Annotated in this window: 21 protein-coding genes; 9 read left to right on the top strand and 12 right to left on the bottom strand. The window is 51.9% G+C overall.

Annotated elements, in window-relative coordinates:
- Positions 1-4 precede the first annotated feature (4 nt).
- From ACGHM3_RS04960 to ACGHM3_RS04970, 3 genes are all read left to right on the top strand, one after another.
- A complete protein-coding gene (locus ACGHM3_RS04960) occupies positions 5-1,072 on the top strand; it encodes a DTW domain-containing protein (protein WP_345427720.1) in 1,068 nt (355 codons plus the stop codon).
- A gap of 108 nt (positions 1,073-1,180) precedes the next feature.
- The gene (locus ACGHM3_RS04965; protein WP_345427719.1) at positions 1,181-1,789 is read left to right on the top strand and encodes a hypothetical protein; all 609 of its coding nucleotides are present in this window, start codon (positions 1,181-1,183) and stop codon (positions 1,787-1,789) included.
- A gap of 59 nt (positions 1,790-1,848) precedes the next feature.
- The gene (locus ACGHM3_RS04970) at positions 1,849-2,322 is read left to right on the top strand and encodes an NYN domain-containing protein (protein ID WP_345427717.1); all 474 of its coding nucleotides are present in this window, start codon (positions 1,849-1,851) and stop codon (positions 2,320-2,322) included.
- A gap of 65 nt (positions 2,323-2,387) precedes the next feature.
- Here ACGHM3_RS04970 and ACGHM3_RS04975 read toward each other — a convergent pair whose 3' ends face one another.
- Positions 2,388-5,246 carry a hypothetical protein gene (locus ACGHM3_RS04975; RefSeq protein ID WP_345427716.1) on the bottom strand — a complete coding sequence of 953 codons (2,859 nt, stop codon included), beginning with the start codon at positions 5,244-5,246 and terminating at the stop codon, positions 2,388-2,390.
- A gap of 242 nt (positions 5,247-5,488) precedes the next feature.
- Between ACGHM3_RS04975 and ACGHM3_RS04980 the strand changes: the two genes are divergently transcribed.
- The gene (locus ACGHM3_RS04980; protein ID WP_345427715.1) at positions 5,489-6,145 is read left to right on the top strand and encodes a carboxymuconolactone decarboxylase family protein; all 657 of its coding nucleotides are present in this window, start codon (positions 5,489-5,491) and stop codon (positions 6,143-6,145) included.
- 73 nt (positions 6,146-6,218) lie between these two features.
- Here ACGHM3_RS04980 and ACGHM3_RS04985 read toward each other — a convergent pair whose 3' ends face one another.
- On the bottom strand, positions 6,219-7,013 hold the full coding sequence (locus tag ACGHM3_RS04985; RefSeq protein WP_345427714.1) for an SDR family oxidoreductase: 795 nt from the start codon (positions 7,011-7,013) through the stop codon (positions 6,219-6,221).
- A 445-nt stretch (positions 7,014-7,458) separates the two neighbouring features.
- On the opposite strand from ACGHM3_RS04985, the gene ACGHM3_RS04990 reads away from it, so the two are divergent.
- Complete coding sequence (locus tag ACGHM3_RS04990; protein WP_345427713.1) at positions 7,459-9,282, top strand: diguanylate cyclase; 1,824 nt, start codon at positions 7,459-7,461, stop codon at positions 9,280-9,282.
- Positions 9,283-9,293: 11 nt separating this feature from the next.
- On the opposite strand, the gene ACGHM3_RS04995 is transcribed toward ACGHM3_RS04990, so the two are convergent.
- Positions 9,294-9,710, bottom strand: coding sequence for a DUF6491 family protein (locus ACGHM3_RS04995; protein WP_345427712.1), 417 nt, complete (start codon positions 9,708-9,710; stop codon positions 9,294-9,296).
- 49 nt (positions 9,711-9,759) lie between these two features.
- Complete coding sequence (locus ACGHM3_RS05000) at positions 9,760-10,230, bottom strand: hypothetical protein (protein ID WP_345427711.1); 471 nt, start codon at positions 10,228-10,230, stop codon at positions 9,760-9,762.
- Between the two features lie 267 nt (positions 10,231-10,497).
- Between ACGHM3_RS05000 and ACGHM3_RS05005 the strand changes: the two genes are divergently transcribed.
- Positions 10,498-12,735, top strand: a complete 2,238-nt coding sequence (locus ACGHM3_RS05005) for a TonB-dependent receptor domain-containing protein (protein WP_345427709.1) — start codon at positions 10,498-10,500, stop codon at positions 12,733-12,735.
- Between the two features lie 102 nt (positions 12,736-12,837).
- On the opposite strand, the gene ACGHM3_RS05010 is transcribed toward ACGHM3_RS05005, so the two are convergent.
- The 4 genes from ACGHM3_RS05010 to rdgC form a co-directional block, all read right to left on the bottom strand.
- Entirely contained in the window at positions 12,838-13,371 is a 534-nt protein-coding gene (locus ACGHM3_RS05010; RefSeq protein ID WP_345427708.1) for a ferritin-like domain-containing protein, read from the bottom strand.
- A 325-nt stretch (positions 13,372-13,696) separates the two neighbouring features.
- Positions 13,697-15,037 (bottom strand): MFS transporter, encoded by a 1,341-nt coding sequence (locus ACGHM3_RS05015; protein ID WP_345427707.1) that lies wholly within the window; start codon positions 15,035-15,037, stop codon positions 13,697-13,699.
- 34 nt (positions 15,038-15,071) lie between these two features.
- Positions 15,072-15,419 (bottom strand): EthD domain-containing protein, encoded by a 348-nt coding sequence (locus ACGHM3_RS05020; protein ID WP_345427706.1) that lies wholly within the window; start codon positions 15,417-15,419, stop codon positions 15,072-15,074.
- 246 nt (positions 15,420-15,665) lie between these two features.
- Entirely contained in the window at positions 15,666-16,580 is a 915-nt protein-coding gene (gene rdgC / locus ACGHM3_RS05025; protein WP_345427705.1) for a recombination-associated protein RdgC, read from the bottom strand.
- Between the two features lie 221 nt (positions 16,581-16,801).
- Between rdgC and ACGHM3_RS05030 the strand changes: the two genes are divergently transcribed.
- Together ACGHM3_RS05030 and ACGHM3_RS05035 are read left to right on the top strand one after the other, a co-directional pair.
- The gene (locus ACGHM3_RS05030) at positions 16,802-17,260 is read left to right on the top strand and encodes an NfeD family protein (RefSeq protein WP_345427703.1); all 459 of its coding nucleotides are present in this window, start codon (positions 16,802-16,804) and stop codon (positions 17,258-17,260) included.
- Positions 17,261-17,281: 21 nt separating this feature from the next.
- A complete protein-coding gene (locus tag ACGHM3_RS05035) occupies positions 17,282-18,151 on the top strand; it encodes a stomatin-like protein (RefSeq protein ID WP_345427702.1) in 870 nt (289 codons plus the stop codon).
- Positions 18,152-18,207: 56 nt separating this feature from the next.
- Here the strand turns inward: ACGHM3_RS05035 and ACGHM3_RS05040 are convergent, their stop codons facing one another.
- From ACGHM3_RS05040 to ACGHM3_RS05055, 4 genes are all read right to left on the bottom strand, one after another.
- Positions 18,208-18,576, bottom strand: a complete 369-nt coding sequence (locus ACGHM3_RS05040) for a hypothetical protein (protein ID WP_345427701.1) — start codon at positions 18,574-18,576, stop codon at positions 18,208-18,210.
- 162 nt (positions 18,577-18,738) lie between these two features.
- Positions 18,739-19,806: a lipase secretion chaperone gene (locus tag ACGHM3_RS05045; RefSeq protein WP_345427700.1), complete on the bottom strand. Its 1,068-nt coding sequence runs from the start codon at positions 19,804-19,806 to the stop codon at positions 18,739-18,741.
- Positions 19,807-19,819: 13 nt separating this feature from the next.
- Entirely contained in the window at positions 19,820-20,545 is a 726-nt protein-coding gene (locus ACGHM3_RS05050) for an FKBP-type peptidyl-prolyl cis-trans isomerase (protein WP_345427699.1), read from the bottom strand.
- Between the two features lie 133 nt (positions 20,546-20,678).
- Positions 20,679-21,383, bottom strand: a complete 705-nt coding sequence (locus tag ACGHM3_RS05055; protein WP_345427698.1) for a hypothetical protein — start codon at positions 21,381-21,383, stop codon at positions 20,679-20,681.
- 232 nt (positions 21,384-21,615) lie between these two features.
- On the opposite strand from ACGHM3_RS05055, the gene ACGHM3_RS05060 reads away from it, so the two are divergent.
- Positions 21,616-22,209 (top strand): hypothetical protein, encoded by a 594-nt coding sequence (locus tag ACGHM3_RS05060; protein WP_345427696.1) that lies wholly within the window; start codon positions 21,616-21,618, stop codon positions 22,207-22,209.
- The last annotated feature ends 47 nt before the right edge of the window (positions 22,210-22,256 follow it).

A 22,256-nucleotide genomic window follows, 5' to 3' on the forward strand; every position in this document is an offset into this window, starting at 1 on the left:
AACCTTGCAGCACCTTGCGTTGTTAAATGAGTGGTTGGCGTTGCCCAATAAAAGCTTCGCCCGCCACACCCATTTGGCCGAGGATAGTTTGGCCAGCGATTGTGCCGGGTTAATTGCTCTGTTGGCACAAACGCTTGCAATTGAGCCCGCGTGGGGGCTCAGTCGGCCGCGAGCGGTGCATTATTATAATTGGTTGCAAGAGGTTGGCAGCAACGTCATCACCAATCTAAAACCCGGCAATCTACTGGCTTGGCGCAAAGACCGCCTGCCCAAATCCGGAGATACCGGCCACGTTTTGGTGGTTAACGGCGAGCCGCAACCATGCGCGGATGGTGTTTATCGCGTTCGAGTTTTTGATAGCAGTAAAGTTAGCGGTGGCCTGGCGCTGCGAGACATCGAATTACACTGCCAGCAGCAACGTATTGTGGGAGTGCGGTTTGATTTAAACCAACGCAAAATTAAGCGCACCGCCATTTATCATTATCCAATGCTGGGTGGCCGCTATTGTTTTGGTTGCGCGCTGCCCCGCCGTGCCTGCAATTGTGGGGCGCTGGTGGCCGCTGATAACACCATTAACCTTGCCGTGTTACGCCACCCCCAAGAACGTAAACGAACACTGTCCACCGTGTCGTTGATCAAACAACGTTACCCCGCTATTTTGGTGAAAGACGGCGAGGTATTTGATGCCCGGGGCTTCCCGGAAGCCGCTTTGTTATTCCCAGAAGATGACACTGATTCGGCCTCGACAAGCCCACCGGCCAGTGAAAAGAAAGGTTCCTACCAGTTATTACTGATTGACGGCACCTGGCGTAAGGCGAAAAAAATACTGCATTTAAACCCTTGGTTAATGGCGCTGCCCAAGGTCAGCCTAGAGCCCGCGGCGACCTCGGATTACCTGCTGCGTAAAGTTCAGGGTGCTCAGATGCTGTCCAGTGTGGAGGCCTGCGCACTGGCGGTGGGGGATGACACCTTGGCGGCATCCCTGCGCCCGTTTATGGAAAAGCAAATCGCCCTATTGGGGCGCGATGTGTATCAAAAAAACTACGCCCACTACCTAAACTTTCAGCCCTAGCCAGCAACCATACCCTCCACCGAAACCCTTGCCGATGCTCATTTTTGGCGAACCCGCCGGGGCTTGCTACACTGCCGCCCATTGAATGTACTGATACTGGTAGGCGCTATGAAAAAAACCATCCTCTTTGTTGCTACTCTCGCCCTGGTTGCGTTAGGTGCCTTGTGGTTTATGAACTCCACGGGCGGCACCTACCCACTGCCAAAGGTCTTAGATTCCAATGCCAGGGGCCAGCTGCTGGCCTTGCCGGTGGTAACCACGGAAAAGCAAATCACCTGGAAGCCAGAGTGGGTGCCTGCCTCCCAGCCGGGCCAAGATGCGGTACAGCAAGCCCTGGCCAGCGTGGTTGAAGAGCTAGAGGGCGCGCCGGTATCGCTCAGCGTGATGGCTCACAAGGGCTTGGCCAGCCGAGAGCAGATTGCCCAGCGTTTGGGTGAGGCGCTTTCCCAGAATGGGGTGGGCCGTTATCAATTGCAGCCGTTGAATGAGGGCGAGCAGCAAAAGGTTGGTGTGGTATTAAATTGTGCCGTAGCGGATAGCGCGGTTGCCAAAAAACTGCTCGGCGCATTATCGCCCTACCTGGGTGGCCGAGTGGCTTTGCTGTACGGTGCACAGCCAGCCGGGGAGATGACCTTGGAGTTGTTGGGGACCCCGTTTTTTAACAGCCAAGGCCAAGCCACCTTTGACCCCAATATGATTAATCGTGGCAATGAATAAACCGTCCTTGCAGCCTGTATGCGGCGGCCTTGCAACGGCAACGGCAACGGCGGTGGCCCATGGATAAGGTACTGGTTTTGGTGGATGTGCAAAATGTGTATTACACCACCCGGCAAGCGTTTCGGCGAAACTTTGATTACAACGCTTTTTGGGCCAAGGTCGGCGCCAACCGTAGCATTGTTAAAGCCATTGCCTATGCCACCGACCGGGGGGACACCAAGCAGCGTGAGTTTCAAAATATTTTGCGCGCCATTGGCTTTGAGGTAAAACTAAAACCCTATTTGCAGCGGGCCGATGGCTCGGCCAAAGCCGATTGGGATGTGGGCATTACCATTGATGCCCTGGAATACGCCGAGCTGGCGGATGTGGTGGTGTTGGTGAGTGGCGATGGCGACTACGACCTACTGGTGCAAAACCTGCGGCACAAACGCAAAAAGCGAGTAGAAGTCTACGGGGTACGGCAACTCAGCGCCGATAATTTAATTAAGGCAGCCAGCCAATTTGAAGCCATCGACGACCCACTGCTGCTGTAATACTGGTGCAACAGTGGGCCACGCAATGACCCTGTTATTCGAGCTTCACTAATCGATTTCCACGGCTAGAATTCCACCAGATAGTACGGGCTTTTATCGCGCCCAGTATCCAGTTGTACTTTGCCATCCTTTAACGGCACGGTGGCGCCGGTTTTTTGGCCGTCGTGGTCTAATACCGTTATCCGTTTGGGTGTGCGCTTAAAGCTTACCTCGGCCTTCACCGGCTCCAACAGGGTAGGCGCCTGGCCCACCGAAATAATCAAATCTTTATCAAAACTCATTCCGGTGTTGTGCGCGCGGGACATAGCCACTAGCAGCACGCCATCGTCGTTAGCCAGGGTTTTATTCTGCCCCTGGGCGGTGGCTAAAATTACGCCATAGGGCGAACGGTTGGTGATGCTAAGATCATCAAAATTAAAACCTTGCTTACCGGTAAAACCGGCCACGCCTTGTGTGCCCGCGGTATTGATTTCAATAAAGCCGGATTGTGCGGTGTCGCCCTCTGTCCATTTTAATTGGCCAGTAGTGGAGTGAATAGTTTTACCCTTGCGATATTTTTGCCAGTCACCAATGGTGGAGGGTGTGGGTTTGTCGGTAAATTCAATCAGCACCTGGCCCACGGCCAACGCTTTTTGGCTGGGGGTGCCGTCAAAGCCTTTTAAATCTTGGGTTTGTACGCTGGTGCTGGTGAAATCATAGCTGCCCGTGCGGGCTTGCTCTGGCGTTAAACGGCGGGTAGCGATAACTTCGCCCGGGGTCACGTCGCCGCGCAATACCATGCGGCTTAGGATGGGGTATAGACCCACACCCACCGGCGTGAGATTGTTAAATTTTTTCTCCCGAGGGAAATTCAAGGTGCCAGTAAAGCCGTTGCCGTTGGACACAAAATGGTAGCTCATGTCCCAGCCCTGTAGGCCCATTCCGTAGGCGGCCATAATGGTGGTATCTGCCGCCGCCCATTCGGCCGGTGGCACCACCAACCATTCGCTCACCACAAACGGTTTGTCTTTCATCTGTTGCATGCCCGTACTCAACAACCGGCTACCGGCCTTGGGCAGCATGGTGTCATTTTTGAGGGTGTAGCCGGGCATTAATTTGTGTTGGGTTGGGCCATCGGCACCGCCCATATAGTTGTGTCGGTCTACCATGCCGAAGGAGGCATCGGAATATAAGTTGAGTAAATGCGCCGGCCCGCTCCCGGCCTGCCAGTTACTGGTTACGATCTCGCCTTTAAAACCCGTGGCGCGGATGGCCTCCACCGCACGTCGGTAATAATTGTTTTGGGTTTCCAATAAAAATTGAGCGGTGTCCTGTAAGCGTTTGCCCAGTCGGCTATCGTTAATTTGGTTGTCCCAAAACCAGGGGTTACCGGCTGGGTATATATTGTTTTTGTCCAGATGTTCGTCGGCAAAAGCGCCTTTGCCTTTAAAGCCATCTATGGCACCTCGGCCCCAGGCTTTGACTAACCCGCTGTGGCCGCCATAGCGCTGTTTTAACCATTGGCTAAATTGCTCGGCAAACATTTTTTTGTACGATGGCGAGCGCTGTATAAAACGATCGGTGGTGTAAAAGAAAATATCCGATTCGTTTTGGATCTCAAAAAAGCTGTGGTTTGGGTCCTCGGCGTAGGTCAACCCGGTGTATTGGTTTTTATGGGTTAGCAGGTTGACCATGGTTTCTATGTGCAGATCTTGCACATCTTTGGCAAACCAAACTGCGCCCCGAGTGTGGCCAACCTTGGCCAGCTCATCGTAGTAGGTGAGTTTGTTTTTGTCGCCGGGAAATATTTTCAAATCCCAGATGGGCGACAGGGTATAAGTAATATTGTGCTTGCCAAGCTCAGCGGTGAAGAAATCAAACTTTTCCAGTTTGTCGGCGGCAAATTCGCTGGCGCTGCGTTTGGTGCCTAAGCCTTCCCAACCCGGGTTGGTTAATTTGTGCAGGCGCACGCCGTTGATTCCGTACTTAGCAAAAAAAGCGGCCCGTTGCTCGGCATCTCTATGGCTGGGCGCCACCGCCGCGTATTCCACGTTGGTGCCCCAAATCTTTGCCGGCTTATCGTTGATTAAAACGTTGCCTCCGTCACTGGTAAGAGCCTTTTTAGGTGCTTGCAGCCAGTGGCTCATATCAAACTCGCTGGCGGAGGTTGAGCTTTTGGGGGTGAAGGCGTACCAGCCGTTGTGTTGGCTGGTGACCGGGTGTTGGCTAATGTCGGCGTAAAATTTCCCCGGCTGGGGGAAGCTAAGGGTGTACTGATTAGTCACGCTTTGTTGGGCGTTGATGCTCTGCGCAATCATTTTGATGCGCAGCGAGCGATCCATATGTACCGACGCCGGTTGTTTAAACGCCAGGCTAAAGCGAGACTGGTTGTTTTTATCCACCAACGTAACCTGGGTGATGCCGTCTGCCTCACCTTTGGCCAAAGGAAGACCTAATTTTTGGTTTTTACCGCTGCTATTGGTAAGCATCAGGTGGCTGAATTGGCCAGGTTCTAAAATCTCTAATTGCAGTCCCAAGTACTCCAAGGCCACATTGCGCTTGGCATCGACCTCGGCGTTGATGGCGATGCCTTCACCCTGGCTGCTGATGCCCAGGTACCAGCGCAGTGGCGCATTGGCATTGCCGTAGCGGTAACCTTCACCCTGTGCCAAGCGCTCGGTGGTGGGCTTGGGGCGGTTTAGCCACTGGTAGCCTTTGCCATAACCCACCAGGGATAGCTTAGCCAGGTTGGCGTCATCGTCTTTGATTAGAAAACGTTGATCATCCAAGTTAACCATGGCCGGAGCGGCCAAGCTGGGCGCCGCCCACTGGGCCAGCAGGCACAGTACAGCGCCGGCCACAGTCGAACCGATGGAAGCTGTTAGCCGGCGTGGCGCCAGGGGCGACTTGGTTTTGGGCTTAAAGCGGGCGCTGATATTTAACATAGGGGTAAACAATTCCGGTTGTTGTGCGAGAATTCCGTTTTTAGTCTTGTCGCCTTGGATTGAGCGCAAGGGCGTTAAGTTCCGCCTTGCATATGTACTCTCATATGTACTCTGGGCAACCTGAATTGCCCATTAATCTGTTACGCCTACCGGCCATTTGTCCGGTGGGGGCCTAACTCCGTGGCAGACGCAAATATATACTCATTGGCTGTCAATTCAATTACAGCTAATAGAACAACACCATGGCCAAGACCCAAGATGCGCAGGTAAGCGCCCCCAATAACGACCCGGATGCCATAGCCCAGCGTCACCAATACATTCTAGGCGCGTCGCCACGCCTGCCGCCTCTGCCCGAAGACCAACGCAGCCCTAGCCAGCAGGCTGTATTGGATGAGATCAGCATGGTTGTGGTGGATGGCGTGCGCAAACCCCGGGAAGATCTGGATTCTTTGGAGATTCTAATCCGTCACTCCAAGCTGTACTGCGCCCATCTAGAGGTCAGTAAAATCTACTTATCCGATGGCGAACTCTGTGTGCGTGATCGTGAGTTAGCTATCCTGCGCATCGGTTGGCTGTCCCAAGCGCCGTTTGAATGGGGCTCCCACGTGGTAATTGCCAAGCGCAACGGCGTCAGCGCGCAGGAAATAGAATGGATTATAGAGGGATCCCAGGCGTCGGCTTGGGGTGAGCGAGACGCCGCGTTGCTCAGGGCCATGGAGGAATTACATTTTGATTCCATGGTGAGTGACCCAACCTGGGCGACACTAGAGCGCAGCTTTAGCGATAAAGAGCTGATAGAGCTGCTGATTTTAGCTGGCCAGTACAAAACCGTGGCCTATCTGCAAAACAGTCTGCGGCTGCGAATCCCCAGCCATAAGCAGGGGTTGGATGCTCGTTAGCGAGCATCTGGCGCGCGTCTGGCCAGATTGCTTTCATAACAAGCTACAGCGAAGAACGCTCTGTATATAAGCGCTAAAAGCTCGTTTCTACAATGCCGCCTTCTACCCTCAGTGCCGCACCGGTGGTGTAGCTGGCTTGTTCAGACGCAACGTAAACACAAAGGTTGGCCACTTCCTCAGGGCGGGCAAACCGGGTCATCAAGGTTGATGGTCGGTTCTCATTCAGAAATAGCGTCTGCATTTCTTCTAGAGTGACGCCTCGCTCCTCGGCCATTTTTCCAATAAAGGTTTCGGTGCCCTCGGTGAGCGTCGGGCCGGGGAGGATGGAATTTACCGTCACTCCGCTACCAGCCAGAACCTTGGCCAGCCCTCGGGCCGCAGCCTGCAGTGCCGCCTTACTGACACCGTAGTGCACCATATCGCTGGGAATATTAATGGCGGACTCGCTGGAGATAAATTCGATACGGCCCCATCCGTTGTCTTTCATGCCTTGGGCATAGTGTTTTGCCAAGCGGATGGCGCTAAGAACATTAATGTGAAAAATGGTCAACCAATCGTCGTCGGTAAGTTCGAAGAAAGGTTTGGCGCCGTAGATACCGAGATTGTTCACCAAGATATCGGCCTTCGGCTCACGGGCGGTAAGCTCCTGGCAGCCGTCGGCGGTACTTAAATCCACGGCGTGGTAGCGGATTTGGCACTGGCTGTGCTCTGCAGTGATGGCGTCCACTTGCTGTTGCAACGTCTTTTCATTCCGGCCAGTCAGTACCACCGAGGCGCCCGCCAAAGCCAGCGCTTTACCAATGGCTAAACCGATGCCGCCGGAAGAGCCAGTTACTATTGCCGTTTTACCGGTCAAACGAATTTGCATAAAAACCTCTACAGTGTAAATCAACAGCATTACGATTTACTGTCATCAAAACCAATACCGATTTGCTTTAGAACAATACCTAATAGGTATTATTGTGTGCGGGTTTGAATTGCGGGAATCACCGAGATTTATCGTTAGGTTCTAGACAATTGGGTTCCATTTATCTACTCAACAACGATTCTAATATTATGGACGCCAAGTTCTGTGTTGAGTTCCGTGTCTATTTCTTTGTAAAACCTCGGCAAAAATAAGGTCTAAAGGATAAAGCCTTGATGTACTTACCTGCCGGTTGGGCTTAGCCGGTCTATACTAAGCCACTATGTGATTTTCTTTCTAGCGCAACGGTGGCTCGATATCGGTGGGGCAGTTCCAAAACGTTCGATTTGCAAATGAGAAATGCGCCTGCTGGGCAGCAGGAACGTTTTGGGCAGCGTTGCTAATGCTTATGGCTGGCGTTTCGGCTCACGCCAGCGTTGTGCTTGATAACGATTCTCAGTCCGTGAACCTGTCGCGTTATATGTCCATTTTGGAAGATGTGTCGGGTGAGCTGACGTTGCCCGATATATTAGCGCTAAATTCAAACGATGGGTTTACCGCTATTAACGACGAACACCTACAGTTGGGTTATAGCACCAGTGCTTTTTGGTTGCGATTTTCGGTGTCCAACCGTTTACCTGCCAGCGACATCTCCGCCTTAGAAGATCGATTTTATCTGACGTTAAAATACCCACTATTAGATTCCGTGGATTTTTACCGGGTGGCCGGGGATGATATCGTTCAGCTGAAGGAAGGCGATATGCTGCCGTTTCATCAACGGTTGTTCGCGGTGAGTGACTATGTGTTTCCTTTTTCATTAGCTAAACACGGTTCTGCCACGCTTTTTGTCCGAGTGGCTTCCTCCAGCTCCTTGCCAATACCACTACGATTACAAACCGAAAAAGCCTTTGTCGAAAACAGCTCTAAAGAGGATATGTTGAATGGCATTTATGTTGGTATTTCGGTTGGGCTAGGCGTTTATAACCTTATACTGTTTTTAATTATTCGCAGCCGGGCTCATGGTTTTTACGTGTTAATGGTGTTCAGCATCATGATGTTTAACACCGGCATGGCCGGGCTCACCTATCGTTTTTGGCCAGAGAGTATTCAGTTTCAACAAATGAATATCTATCTTTGGAGTTTTACCTCTGCGGTGCTCGTGCCGCTGTTTGGTATGGAGTTTTTAAAAACCAAGGAGAGCTTTCCTCGCTTTCACTCGGTGTTAAAACTGTTGGTGTGGTTAAACCTGCTGGTTATTCCATGCCTGTGGTGGGTTTCTGTGGCAACGGCGGCTAAACTCACGGTGGTGTTCACGGGTGTGACCGCGCTATCTGTGATTTTTGTAGCCATCAGCAGAGTGTTTCAAGGTTTTACGCCAGCGATTTATTACACCATTGGCCAGGGGGCGGTGATTGGCAGCGTTATTTTTACCGCGGTAACGTCGCAAAAGGTGATCCCTTTGTACCATTTGGCGCCGGAGGTTATGAAATGGTGCTCGGCGTTTGAATTGATGTTGTTCTCTATTGGCTTGGCCGGCATTGTAACAACCGAGCGGCGACTGAGAGAGCAAGCCCAGAGAGAATCGGCAAAGGCGCAAAAAGCGCTGTTGGATTCTCAAATTAAGCGCAACGAGGATTTGGATGTGCTGGTGGAGCAGCGCACCCGAGAATTAGAAAGCCTTAACTTACAACTGCTGCGCTTAAGCAATCAGGATGAGTTAACCGGTATGCATAACCGGCGCTATTTGAACGAATCACTGATAAAAGAATACGAGCAGGCTCGCGCCAATCAAAAACCGATTTCCATTTTAATGATCGATATAGACCACTTTAAACTAATCAACGATCACTACGGCCATCAATTCGGCGATTTCTGTTTGCAAGCGGCAGGGTCTATTCTGCACGCCAACACCCACCGGCCACCAGATGTCTGCGCACGCTACGGTGGGGAAGAATTCGTGGTGGTGTTGCCCGATACCAGTTTAAAAAACGCCACCATTGTGGCTGAAAAAATACGCCGTAATTTCGAGAACTATGACTTTTGTTTCCATGAGGATCACGCGCAAGTGTCGGTTAGCATTGGTGTGTGTTGCGAAACACCGAGCCCAATAGATCACCACGAGCTGTTACTGAATAGAGCCGACGAGTTGTTGTACCAAGCCAAATCCGAGGGGCGTAATCGAGTAGTGGTGCAACCCCCGGAGTCTGGCTCGCAGTTAGTGCCGGTCAGCTAGCGCTTTTAAGTCTATTCCTTTGAATCATCTTTTTCTAAGGTGTACATGGTATCGATGAAGCATTTTTCTTCGAATGAACGCGGTGCGTCAAACACCACAATAGCGTCGAAGTTAGAAAGTACGCTTCCGGTGGTGCTGGTTAAGCCAATGGTGTTGGTGCTGCGCAATGAGTGGCAGGGTGAGCGTAACAGCACCAGGTAATCTAGGCTGGGCCGGGCAGGGATGATGATGGCGTCGTCGCTCACGTACTGCCAGCCGTCAATCATATAGTTGTTGATGCGTTTCACTTCCTCACCTAGCTTGTAGCCGCGATCAATAACCTTAGCTACAGGGTCATCGCCCAGGGAATCCATGGGTGATTGCTGGGTGTTGCCGGCACAGGCGGTGAGGCTGGCCAGCAGTGCTATAACAAATAATGCTTTCATCATTCAGGCTCTTGCTTACAGCTCGTGCAGGGGGTTTCTGCACGGGTTTAGGTTATTGCGATGGGGGAACGGCCAGCGGGTCTTTGGTGTCGTCGGTGTAGTTTAAGCGCAGGGCGAAGTCCTCTTTTCTACCGAGGTAAATCACTAAACCGCTACGGCCGTTCTCTAGGTCGTTGACCATTTCGTACTGTTTAATTTGCTGCAGTTCTGGGCGTGGCTCGGTATCGGTGATTTTTTTCCCGTAAACAACCACTTCTTCCAGTTGGCCATTGCTGCCGTCGGCAATTTCTGCCGGCACGGACACCGATATTTTTACGCCGTTTTCATCTTCTTCCACACTGTGTACTTTTACGCCCAGTGTGGTCTCTTCCTGGCCAATTTCGCCTTTGAGCTCGCCGCTTTCTAACCACCGCTTGCTAGTCTGCGCAGTGCTCAGAGCTGTGAATAACGTTAGGGTGATGGCGATAAGGGTTTGGGCCAGAATAAGCGTGGGTTTGGCTGTGGGGGAGATGGCGCGTTTCATGGTAAGTCCTTCTATTTTTCGCTGAATATTAGTCTATATTAAAGTCACTTTGTTCCGTTTTGATCCCAGTCAGAGGCGCGAGAAGCTTTTGGTTTAACTTGTGAACCATTAGCGGTTGTTGATACTAAATTGCAGTATTATGCCGCGCTGAAGCTGATTCTTGGTACCGGTACCGCCTTTGGCTCATTTCCCCGGAACACTGCGATAAATTGATAAATAAATGATTACTTTTAAAAGGTTACTTTTTAGAGGTTACTTTGGACATCTATGAAAACCCAAACCAGTAAACCACCGATCACCGAACCCGCTCGCGCCCCATTGCTTGTGCAAACTGAGGCAGTGCAAACTGGAACTCCTACGCAGGGTAAAAGCAATCCTTGCGCCAACAGTAAGACATTGCTTTGTGCCATCGCGGGTTTTGGCGTGGCGCTATCGCTGGCGGCGCCTTGGGCGCTGGCCGATGCAACCGCACAAGCCATTGAGCAGGTTGAAGTGAAGGGTAAGGCGTACCAGAGTAAAGCCACAACCGGTGATGCGGCGCAGCTGTTGGCAGAACAGGGGGTGGAGTTTTCCAACGCCGGGGGTATCTCCAGTTTACCGATTTTGCGTGGTCTCAACGACGAACGTGTAAAGCTGGTGGTGGATGGCGCAGAGTCCACGTCTGCCTGCGGTAACCACATGAACCCGGCGTTATCGTACATTGATGCCAGCCGCGTCAGCAGCGTAGAGGTTTTGGCTGGGTTAACACCCGTGAGTATGGGCGGTGATAGCATCGCCGGCACCATTGTTGTGGAGTCCGAGCCTACGCGCTACGCGGAATCCGCCGATAAACTGCTGACCACCGGCTCTGCGGGCTACTTTTACCGCAGCAACTCGCGCAACGATGGTGTATCTCTGCAGGCCGTGCTGGCCAATCAAACCCTAAGCCTTACCTACAGTGGCTCCTGGGACAAGGCCGAAAGCTATCGTGATGGTGATGGCAATACAGTGCTGGATACCCTGTACGAATCGCAAAGTCACAATCTGACCCTGGGTTGGCAGGGCGAGAACCAAGAGCTCAGCGCCAAGCTTACCCACCAAGAGGTGCCCCACCAGGGCTTCCCCAACCAATATATGGATATGGTGGGCAACACCAGTAACGGGATTAATCTGCGTTACCAACGAGATTTTGCCTGGGGCCGACTAAATGCCAGCGCCAACTGGCAAGATGTTGACCATGAAATGGGTTTTTTCACCGACGAAAAGCCCGGCACCATGCCCATGGTGACCGAGGGGCGGGATATCGGCTATAAACTGGCCTTGGCGCTGCCCGTGGGCGACGACGCCACTCTGCGTTTGGGCCATGAATTCCACCGCTTTGAGTTGGACGACTACTGGCCTGCGGTGGCGGGCTCGATGATGATGGGGCCCATGGACTACATCAATATCAACGATGGCCAACGCGATAGACTGGCCCTTTACGCCGAACTAGACCAAGTGCTGAATGAGCAGTGGCAACTGCAAATGGGGCTGCGTTACGAGCATTTGGTGAGCGATACGGGCGGTGTGCAGCCCTATAACACCATGAGCTCGGGGATGGGAGGCATGGGTGGCATGGCTGGCATGGGCAACGCCGATGCAGCCGCCGCCATGGCGTTCAATGCCATTGGTCACCAACGCAAAGACGACAACCTGGACATAACGCTCCTGGCCAAGTATCAAATTAACGCGCAGACGCAACTGGAATTCGGCATAGCCCAGAAAACACGCTCTCCCAGCTTGTACGAGCGCTATTCCTGGGGTCGAGGCACCATGAGCATGGCCATGATCGGCTGGTACGGCGACGGTAATGGCTACGTGGGCGATCCAAATCTCAAGCCCGAGGTGGCGACCACGGCGGCGGCAACATTTACCTGGCAAGGCGACGGCCAAGAGTTCAGTCTGGCACCTTACTATACCCACGTGGATAACTATATTGATGCCGTGCAAGTTGGTAGCTTCAACCCGCGTATGGCCATGATGGTATCGCGGCCACAATTGCAGTTTACCAATGTAGAAGCTGAACTCTGGGGAGTAGAATTACGCGGTAAGCAGCGTGTGCTCAGCCGAAATGATCACGAGCTCAGTCTGTCGTTTAGTGCTGATGTCACCCGAGGCAAAAACACCGACAGCGACAACAATTTGTATCACATCATGCCGTTAAACACGTCGCTGAGCTTGGTGCACCAGTACAAGCAATGGAGCAACACCTTGCAGTGGCAGTGGGTGGATGAAAAGTCTCGGGTGGATGAACTGCGCTTGGCAAACACCACCGATGAATATTCGGTATTGAATCTCACCAGCCAATTGCAGTGGAACCAGTTTTCACTCAGTGCCGGTGTTAGCAATCTGTTAGGTGAGCAATACCAGGAGCCGTTAGGCGGGGTTTATCTGTCTGGGTGGATTGCCAGCGACCAAACGCAAAGCTTTGCTGCGCTGCCCGGGCGGGGGCGCTCGGTGGATTTGGGCATTCGCTATCAGTTCTAGCAAGTGTCGCTGGTTAAACAACTATTAAAAAAACCGGGGCATCCCGGTTTTTTATGGTTGTTGTTTAAATCTAGGTTATTTTTTATAAATCACGTACGTTAACTAGGCCGCTTGAAGCAGTGCAGCGAGGTCGTCGGCGTGTTCCTCTTCCACGGCAAGAATTTCTTCAATAATTCGCCGTGTGGTGGAGTCTTTCTCACCCAAATAATCAATCATCTCACGATAGCTGTCGATGGCGATTCGCTCGGCTATAAGGTTTTCTTTAATCATCTCGTCCACGCTGGTGGCAGGTACGTATTCCGAGTGCGCGTTATCGCTAAGATGTGCCGGGTCCATATCTGGCGTGCCCCCCAGTTGCGCGATGCGCTCAGCCAATTTATCGGCATGCTCTTGCTCTTGGTTGGCGTGCTCTAAAAATTCGTCGGCGGCGGCCTGGGCGTTAAAACCGTCGCACATGTAATAGTGCTGCTTGTATCTTAGGGTACAAATAATTTCCGTGGCCAGGGCGCCATTTAGCATGTTAATTACGCTGTCTCGGTCCAGTTCATACCCGGCGGTGACGGCGCCGTCTTCAATGTGTTGGCGAGCGTTGGCGCGAATCTGTTTAATATCACTGATAAAAGTTGCGGAGTTCATTGTGGTTTCTCCTTACATTGCTGAGCGTTATTTGTTGGCGACACTCCCGCAGGTAAGCTGCCGCCGTTGTAGTTAATAACGCAAGCCGTGTGCCATAGCGGCAAATCGCCGGCGCTGCCATTTAATTTGGTTAAAGCAGTTAGAATTGGCGAGGCAATATGGGTGGGTTTTGCAAAAAAACGTAAGCTTTACAATTTTCCGGACGACATCAATCGACCTGTCTAAGTGATTCCGTGGTGGCCAGTGAAGGCCAGCGGTGCGGCACCGCGCAGACGCCGTTCTCGTAGATAGCGTTTAAAAGAGAAGCGTTTGGACAGGGGCAAAACTAACGCGGGCGCGTTAGTGTAATAATCAGCGTCGCCACCACCAGCACCGCGGCCAATATAAACGGGGCCGGCCCGCCACTCAATTGCAACACCAACAACACTGCAACGCAACTGGCGCCGGCGGTTTGCCCCAGGGTGCGGCCGGTGGTAATTAAACTGGCCGCCGCCGCGGAGCGTGCGAGGGCAACGCTGCCGATGATCATGCGAGCGTTGGGCGAAAAGAACATCCCTACACCGGCGCCGATTAGCCAAAGCCGCCAGGTAATGTTGGCCAGAGACATTTCCTGCGGGGCAAATATCATTAAGCACAAGCCCACCAGCGATACCAGCATTCCAAGGCTGCACAGAAGCTCTATGGAAACTTTATCGGATAAATAGCCAGAAGTAGGGGCAAATAACAAGCTAGCTGTGGCGTAAATAGCTAATACGGAACCCACCTGAGACGGGCCGTAGCCAAGGCTGTTTTGCAAATAAAACGGCAAGTACAGAATGATCAGCATACCGGCTAAGGTGGCTAAGAAATTGGCCAGCAGGGCAAGAGACAATTTGGGGTTGGCCAGCATATCCAGCGGAAGCACAGGGTTTTCCACGGCCAGTTCGTGGCGCACAAACCAATAGCCTACGGCTAAGCCGAGCGCAGCGGTGAGCGCGCCGGCTAGCACCTGGCCTCCGTGTACCGCCAGTTCCACTCCGATAATAATGGCGCCGATAGACAGAGCACACAACAGCGAGCCTTTGCCATCAAATCGGCCTGGGTGAATTTCCGGTTTGGGAATGGTTTTAAACATGGCCAGGGCGATGGCCGACAATGGCACGATGGCGCAAAACACCCAGCGCCAATCGACGCTAGCGGCCAAGTAGCCGCCAATGGCCGGGGCCAGTGATGTGCCACCGGCATTGGCCACGGTATTTAGCGACATGCCCTTGCCCAAATGTTGGCTGGGATAAATATAGCGTACCAAGCCTATGGCGACGCTCAAGCCGGCTGCTGTGCCAATGGCCTGTAAAGAACGGGCCATTAATGCGGCGGTATATGACTCGGTGGTTAAAATCAGTAGGCCGCCGGCGGCGTGCAGCAATAATCCCAGGCAATACAGCTTGCGCATACCCAGGCGGTTGGCCAGGGCCGATAGTGGCAGCAGAGTCATGGCCAAAATAAGTTGGTAGAGCGTAACAAATATTACCGCTTTGGCATCGCTGATATTGAGCTGCTCGGCGATGGTGGGTAATACCACGGCGGCGATGGCAATATCCATGGATAACACCATAGAGCCACAAAAAACGGCAATAATTGCGTAAACGCGGCGGGGTAAGGGTAGGCCTAGATGAATATCTGTCACGCGGGAGTCTCTTTAACCAGACGGCATTATCGGCTTAGTATTCCACTTCTTCCACCGTGGCTATTTTGCTTTTGCCACGATCTAAAAATCGTTCTTCATCGTCGATAATCGCTTGCGGCATGGTATGACTGGACAAATACTGCACCGTGTTGTGGTAAATAGTTTCGTCCTTAAACCACAGCTCGGTAATCACATCGAATTCGGGTTCGGTTACTGCCCCGGTTTCGGCGTTGGGCAGTACATCGATGTATCGGCGTAGGTAACGGTCTACACCTTGGGAATATTGTAACGCTAATTTGGCGTGGGTGGTTTCGTAATAGTTTCGAAATTCCGCCACGCTGGTGCCTGGTTTGCGTTTCAAAAAAATCAGTATTTTATACATTGGATTGAACCTTATTATTGTTTTGCCGGCCTTTTTTTAAGCGAGTGCAGGTAGGGCTGTTAATTGATAATAAGGCTTAAACAGGCTGCAAACCATAAAACTCGCGCACGGGCAGAAATTTAATGATTTTATTTAACAGGCGGGAGGGTTTTGTTTAACGCAGGGAGGGGGTTAAAACAGCGCAGGCCATAATTGGCTCAATAGATGAATAATCTATATGACCTGCGCAATAAGAATTAGCGAACATTAAATGGCGTAGTTGGTATCCTCACCGCCAAATAGTGCGTACAAACTTCGAATAAAGTTGGCCAGCTCCAAGGTCATAATGGTGAAATCCACATCGAATTGTTGGGCCGCGGTATCGGGCTCTTCGGCATCGGCTTTTTCTTGAATCATATCGCCAAACTTGAGCCGTTTAACGGTTAGGTTTTCGTCCACAATACACTCAATACCGGCGCTGGAGATGATGGCCAGTTTGCTCACCAGCATGCCTTCTTGCAGATGGTTGATGATGTTCTCTGCACTTAAATCTTGGTTTTTGCAACGAATAATACCGCCATCTTCACCGGGGTCGCGTAACTCGCATTCCTGTCCCAAAACAAAATCCGAGTCGGTCTCCTGGTGTTTTAACCAATTGGTCATCACCTGTTGCGGAATGCTCTTACTGGCAGCGGGCACCACGGGTAAGCTGCCCAGGGCTTCGCGCAAGTTAACCAGCAGTTCTTCGGCGGCGGTAACCGAGCTGGAGTTAACAATTAAGTGGCCTTCTTTGGGGGCAAAGTAGGCATACAGGCGGCTAGAGCGAGTGAAGGCCTTGGGTAGCATGGTTATCACCAGCTCTTCTTTGATTTGTTGCTGCTCTTTGCGGCCAACCTTGCGGCCTTCATCTGCCTCTATGGCCTTCACCTTATCTTCCACAGCTTCATTAACGGCCGCAGCGGGTAGTACGCGCTGCTGTTTTTTGCTGCACACCATGGTGTAACCACCGGCGGCGTGCACTAGGTCGCCCTGTTCGCCAATGGGTGACACAAAGCCGGTGCGGCTGATTTCTTGGCTGCCGCAGGGCTTAAAGGGGTGCTCGGCCAGCTTTTCGGCCAGCTCTTCAGCGGAGATGTCAAACGGTTGCGTAAAGCGATAGATAATTAGGTTTTTAAACCACATAGTGTCTAGCCTGTCGGATTGCTGGTTTTTTGTTCAAATGGCGGCGGGCCGCGGCGAAAAGGGCAGCGATGATGACGAATTTCGCCGCAAAAGGATAGGCGCTATTTGCCTTTTTGCGGCCCGGTTTCCCATCTGGCTGATTTGTGAGCATTGCCATGGCGGTGGCGGTGCGATGCCGGTAGACTGAATGCAATTGCATTAAACGACGGACGGGTAGCCCTATGGACTCTGTATTGGCCTTGCAGCCCTGGCATTGGGTGGTATTTGGCGTAATTCTAGTGCTTAGCGAATTGTTAATTACCACCTTTTTTATCCTATGGTTTGGCATTGCCGCCATCTTGATGGGGGTGTTGCTGTTATTTTTGCCCATGTTGGCGTTAAGCACCCAAGTGCTGTTATGGACGGTGCTCTCGGTGCTATTTGCCGTGGCCTGGTTTAAGTTTTTGAAGCCCCTGTCGGTGGATAAAACCAAAGCCGGTTTGTCCAAAGAAGCCATTCTTGGTGAAGTTGGTCAAATAATATCCGCTCCCAATGGTGACCGGCGTGGTACCCTTCGATTTCCGGTGCCAATTTTAGGTGAAGCCGAATGGGCGGTGATCACCCAGGACTGCGTGCGCGAGGGCGACCGAGTGCGGGTGATTGATGTCGCCGGTAATGCGCTGGTTGTGGAAGCAATTTAAAACAAAAAGGAGATCAATGTTATGGGCGAAGTTTCGGGGTTAGGGATGGATGGTTTATACGTAGTTATTGCCATTTTTGTGTTGGTTTTGGTGACCGTCGCCAAGGGCGTACGGTTGGTGCCACAGGGCCATAAATGGGTGGTGCAACGGTTGGGTAAATACCACACCACGTTAAACCCGGGGTTGAATATCTTGATCCCCTATGTGGATCAAGTGGCTTATAAAGTCACCACCAAAGATATTGTGTTGGATATTCCATCCCAAGAAGTTATCACGCGGGATAACGCCGTAATCATTGCCAATGCTGTGGCTTACATCAATATTATTTCGCCAGAGAAAGCCGTATACGGTGTGGAAGATTACCAAATTGCCATCCAAACCCTGGTGCAAACCTCGTTGCGATCCATTATCGGTGAAATGGATTTGGACGATGCTCTATCCTCGCGCGATAAAATAAAAGCCCACCTCAAAAACGCTATCTCTGATGATATCTCGGACTGGGGTATCACACTAAAAACCGTTGAAATTCAGGATATTAACCCCTCGGGGACTATGCAGCAGGCCATGGAAGAGCAAGCCGCCGCAGAGAGGGCGCGCCGTGCCACGGTAACTAGGGCCGACGGTGATAAACAAGCCGCTATTCTAGAGGCCGAAGGTCGGTTGGAAGCATCCCGGCGCGATGGTGAAGCCCAGGTTGTGTTGGCCAAGGCCAGTCAGCAAGCCATTGAGATGGTAAGCACAGCCATCGGTGAAAAAGAAATGCCCGTAGTGTATCTACTGGGGGAGAAATACGTCAAAGCGCTGGAGGAGTTGGCGGTATCACAAAACAGCAAACACGTGGTATTCCCGGCGGACATATCCTCGGCCATCAAGGGTATGCTGGGTAAGTAGTTGTGGTAACAACTATTTGTTAGCGGCTAGATAGTTGATAGGCGATATAAGGGTAGTTAGGCGGTAAAGGTCGGCGCAAAAAAGCCAACCATGCAAAACAGAGTTACCGGCAGCGCCAACAAAGCGCAAGCCACACTAAGCCGAATCAGCACAACGTTGGTTCGGCTTTTTAGTTTCGGAGCCAGCCAAATTGCCAAGGGCATTGCACTTAGTACCACAAGGCACCATAGTACCGAAGGCAAACCCAGTGCTATTTTGGTTACCGTGGGTAGGGCGTTTTGGTCTAGGGTTGCGAATACCTCTGTGAAGCTTTGGTTGGTGCGGATTAAAATGCAGTAAAATACTACAGCGAACACGCTGCACAGAGTGCAGACAATTTTCTGCCCGGTACTAATGCTCGAGTCATTGTCTGGTGCTTGGCTCATAGTGCGGGGCCTTTCCCTGGTTAACGTGGCGCGGCCCGGTGGTGTTATTCAACCTGCACCGCGCCACTACAAATCATAGCCAGCAGTATAACCGCAGGCTGGGTGGGCGTCACCGTCGACGCCACAGGTGATTCCTTTCAACGTGCGGCTTTAATGTGGCTTTCACAGGTTTGGATTGGGCTGGGCCTTGTAGTGGCGGGCTAGGTCTAATTCTCGGGCGCTGAAATACGTTTGCGCAATTTGATCAATTTGCTCAAGTTTATCCTGCTCCACTAGGCCTGCTTTGAGTATTGCCCTTTTGTCTTTGTTAAAGCGCGCTAAGCGCTGCTGGAAGTCTCTTTTCTTGTTTGCATTGGTGATGGCTTTTTGCGCTGCAAAAAATGTGATGTTTTGATCGTGCAAATGGTTGATAAACGAATCGCTGGCACCTTGCTCCCGCAGCGTATAGGCTTGGTTCTTAATATAGGCAATGCCTGGGTTATCCGGTGCACCCAAGTGCAAATAACCGGCGGCAAGGTCTTCTTTCAGCCGGTCGGTTTGCTGCGCCATTTGTTGTTGGTTGGTGTCCGGTTGTTGGTGGATTTGTTGTGCCTTGGCGTAAAAGCGTACCAGGGCTTCTTCGTTGCCGTACAACTGGTTGGCCAACTCACCGCCCAGGTGTTGGCGCCGCAGTTGCGCCAGGGGTTCAACCTGTAATTCGTCAGCTTTGGGTGCTGCTGATAAGTACTGTTTTTCGGCCCGCTTATAATCGTAAAAATTTCTCAGCAGAGAGCCCGCCTGGGCGCCGAAGGGTTCTGGCAGAGTGCCCACCAACAGAGCCGTTAACTCTTTTAGGTTGTCATCGCTGAGGTCTAACCCCAATTGCACCACCGATTGCTCCAGTAGATATTTGGCGTTGTTGTCGATCACCAGGGCGTCGCCCTCAATCTCGATTTCACCTATGGCTTGATAAATACGGCTGAGGCTAAACCCAAAGCTTGTGAACTCACTGGCTTCGGAAGTGGTTGCCCGGGTCGATTGCCCGGCTTGGTAGCTTGGGTTTAACTGGCCTTGCATCAATGATGCTAGGCGTACCCGTTTAGTGGCGGGTTTGTTTTCCATGGCTTCAGTGGCCGTGTGCATCACTTGAGGCGGTGTTGGCTGCGCCGATTGTCGCCAAAAAAATGTGCCCGCTGTCAGGCTGGCCAGGGCTAGCCCGGTGAGGAGTATCGGCTGATAGGTCGTTTTCATTGGGCTTGCTCTTTTACAAAATATCCAGCAGTTCTACATCGAATATTAATACCGCGTTGGGGCCAACAAAATCACCTGAACCGCGTTCGCCGTAGGCGATGCTCGGTGGAATATAGAGCTCCCAGCGTGCGCCTTTGGTCATTAATTGCAACGCCTCAGACCAACCGGGAATCAATTGCTTCACCTTAACTTGGTAGGGCGTATTGCGGCTATGGGTACTTTCGAATTCGGTGTTATTCACAAAACGGGCGGTGTAATGCACCAACACCTCATCGGTGGGGGCGGGATGCTGTTGGCCTGTTCCGGTTTCTATGATTTTATATTGCAGGCCGGTGTCGGTTACCTTTATTCCGGGCTGTTGTGCGTTGTTACGCAAAAACGTTTCGCCCTGTTCAGAATTTTTTACGCCGGCGGCGGCCCAATCGGCTTCTTTCTTGTGGGTGTACACTTGCTGGTAGGCCTGTAGGGTGGCCTGTACCTCACCGGTTTTCAGGGCTGGCTGAGCATCGTCGAATACCGCTTGCATGGCCGAGGCGAGCAGAACCACATCCAGGGTTATACCTTCGGCTTTAAACTTGTTGGCCAAGTCTACACCATAGGCGTAACTGAACCGCTCTTCTAGAGATTTAAACTGTTGTTCGTTTTGCCCATAGGCTATTTGTCCGCAGCTGAAAACGGCAAAGATTAGAGCGGGAAGGTTTAATAGTCGTTTTAACTCGAAGTTGTTTGATGTGCTCATTTTTATTGTTTACGTTCTTTATCAATCAAAGCGTTTTAAAGATAGTTTACCTGTGGCGCAAATTCGATGACTTGTGTCATCGAATTTGGCAGCGCCCTGTCGCCACGCGTTGGTGTGGACGCGGAAATTACAACTAATTCGCTAACCAGCGCTGGGTATATTCGCGCATGGCATCGCCCACGGCACCACCGTCACCGGTGGTGGGGGTGAAATGAGAACCAGAGGTAAGCTCCTCGGTGTAGTTGGTTGCATTGCGGCGGCAGTTGCCAGAGTTAAATGGTAGCGCCGGAGCTAGGGTGTCGCCGGTACTGAAGATACACACTACATCAACGTTGCTTGCCACAGGGTTAAAAATGGAGGTGGTGTAAACCGTATCGGGCTGAACCGCAATGACGCAATCGGCATCCAGGCGATTGGCAGCGTTAAAGGAGCCGCCGCCGCCCTGTGAATGGCCAGAGGTACAGACCTTAGGGTTTGCGCCAACGATGCTGCTGTAACGGGATTTCGCTGATTCTACGGAATCCTCAACCTCACTGCCGGTACCGGAGTTGGCGGTGGTGGCTGCGGCTACCAAAATACATTGCTCTGCTACGGATTCCAACAAGCCTCGGTAGGTGCTGGAGGTGCCGCCGGTGCCGTTGCCCCAGCCCAAAATATTGTAGGTGCCGCTGCCGCCACTAGGCACATAAAAAACCGAGCCCAGTGCGGACTCGCGATCCACACTACAGGTGGTGCTGCCACCGCCACCGCCGCCACTACTGGCAAGGGTGCCGCTGGATGCAAAAACGCCGGCTAAAACTGCTATGCCACTAACAAGAACCTGCTTATGAAATTTCATAATATTCCCTATATTATTTCGTTTTAATGGGTGTTGTGAATGTTAACGCTGCTTCAATAAGTTAATGAGTTAACGATTGGCAAAGTAGATGATTAAAAAATGCGCCGCAACAAAATGGGCGCAAGAGTGTCGATTCGTGAAAGCAATTTATTGGCGAAGCAAAAAAACTTGCGCTGGTTTTAACTAACGCATGATGCCTGTCACACTGGGGCTATCAACGATGAGTTGTAATATGCAATTTAAATTTGCGCCACACACAAATGCCAAAATCACTAACGGTTTGCCGGTGGCACAGGCGCTGGTGTTGATGTGCGTTATTGCCTTGCTGGCACTTTGGACTGGCGGAGAGAAAAAGCCCATCATCACTCAAATTGTTCGCCTTGGCGATGTTGCCGGTAGTGCGCAGCTCGATTTTAATCGCGCAGAGGCTGGGTGGAGCGAGTTGAGTTGGAGCCGGGATGGCCGTTTGCTAATAGATAACCGCACCGAGCCGGCGTTGTCGGCATTGGTTGAAACAATGGTTGCAGCCGATAGCCTGCTCAAAAGTCAGCGGATATCTATTTTGTTGGAAAAACAATTTGGCCAACGGCGGGGCCAGCAAGTGGTGACGCTGGTAAATCAATTGGTCGCATTTAAAAAACGCGAACAAGCGTGGTTAAGCCGCAATGCAGATCAGACTCCGCCGCCTTTTGCTGAATTAATGGCACTGCAAGACGAGGCGTTCGGGGCCGATGTGGCGGCGCAACTATTTGCCGGCCAGCGACAGGTTATGCAGGTAATCCTCAATAGTCAATCAGCACCTGCGCTTCAAGGCAACCAGCGATAAACATCCACTGATGCTTCTAGATGCATCTAGGTGCATCTCATAAGTCG

The sequence above is a fragment of the Halioxenophilus aromaticivorans genome (assembly GCF_042850945.1).
Classification (GTDB): domain Bacteria; phylum Pseudomonadota; class Gammaproteobacteria; order Pseudomonadales; family Cellvibrionaceae; genus Halioxenophilus; species Halioxenophilus aromaticivorans.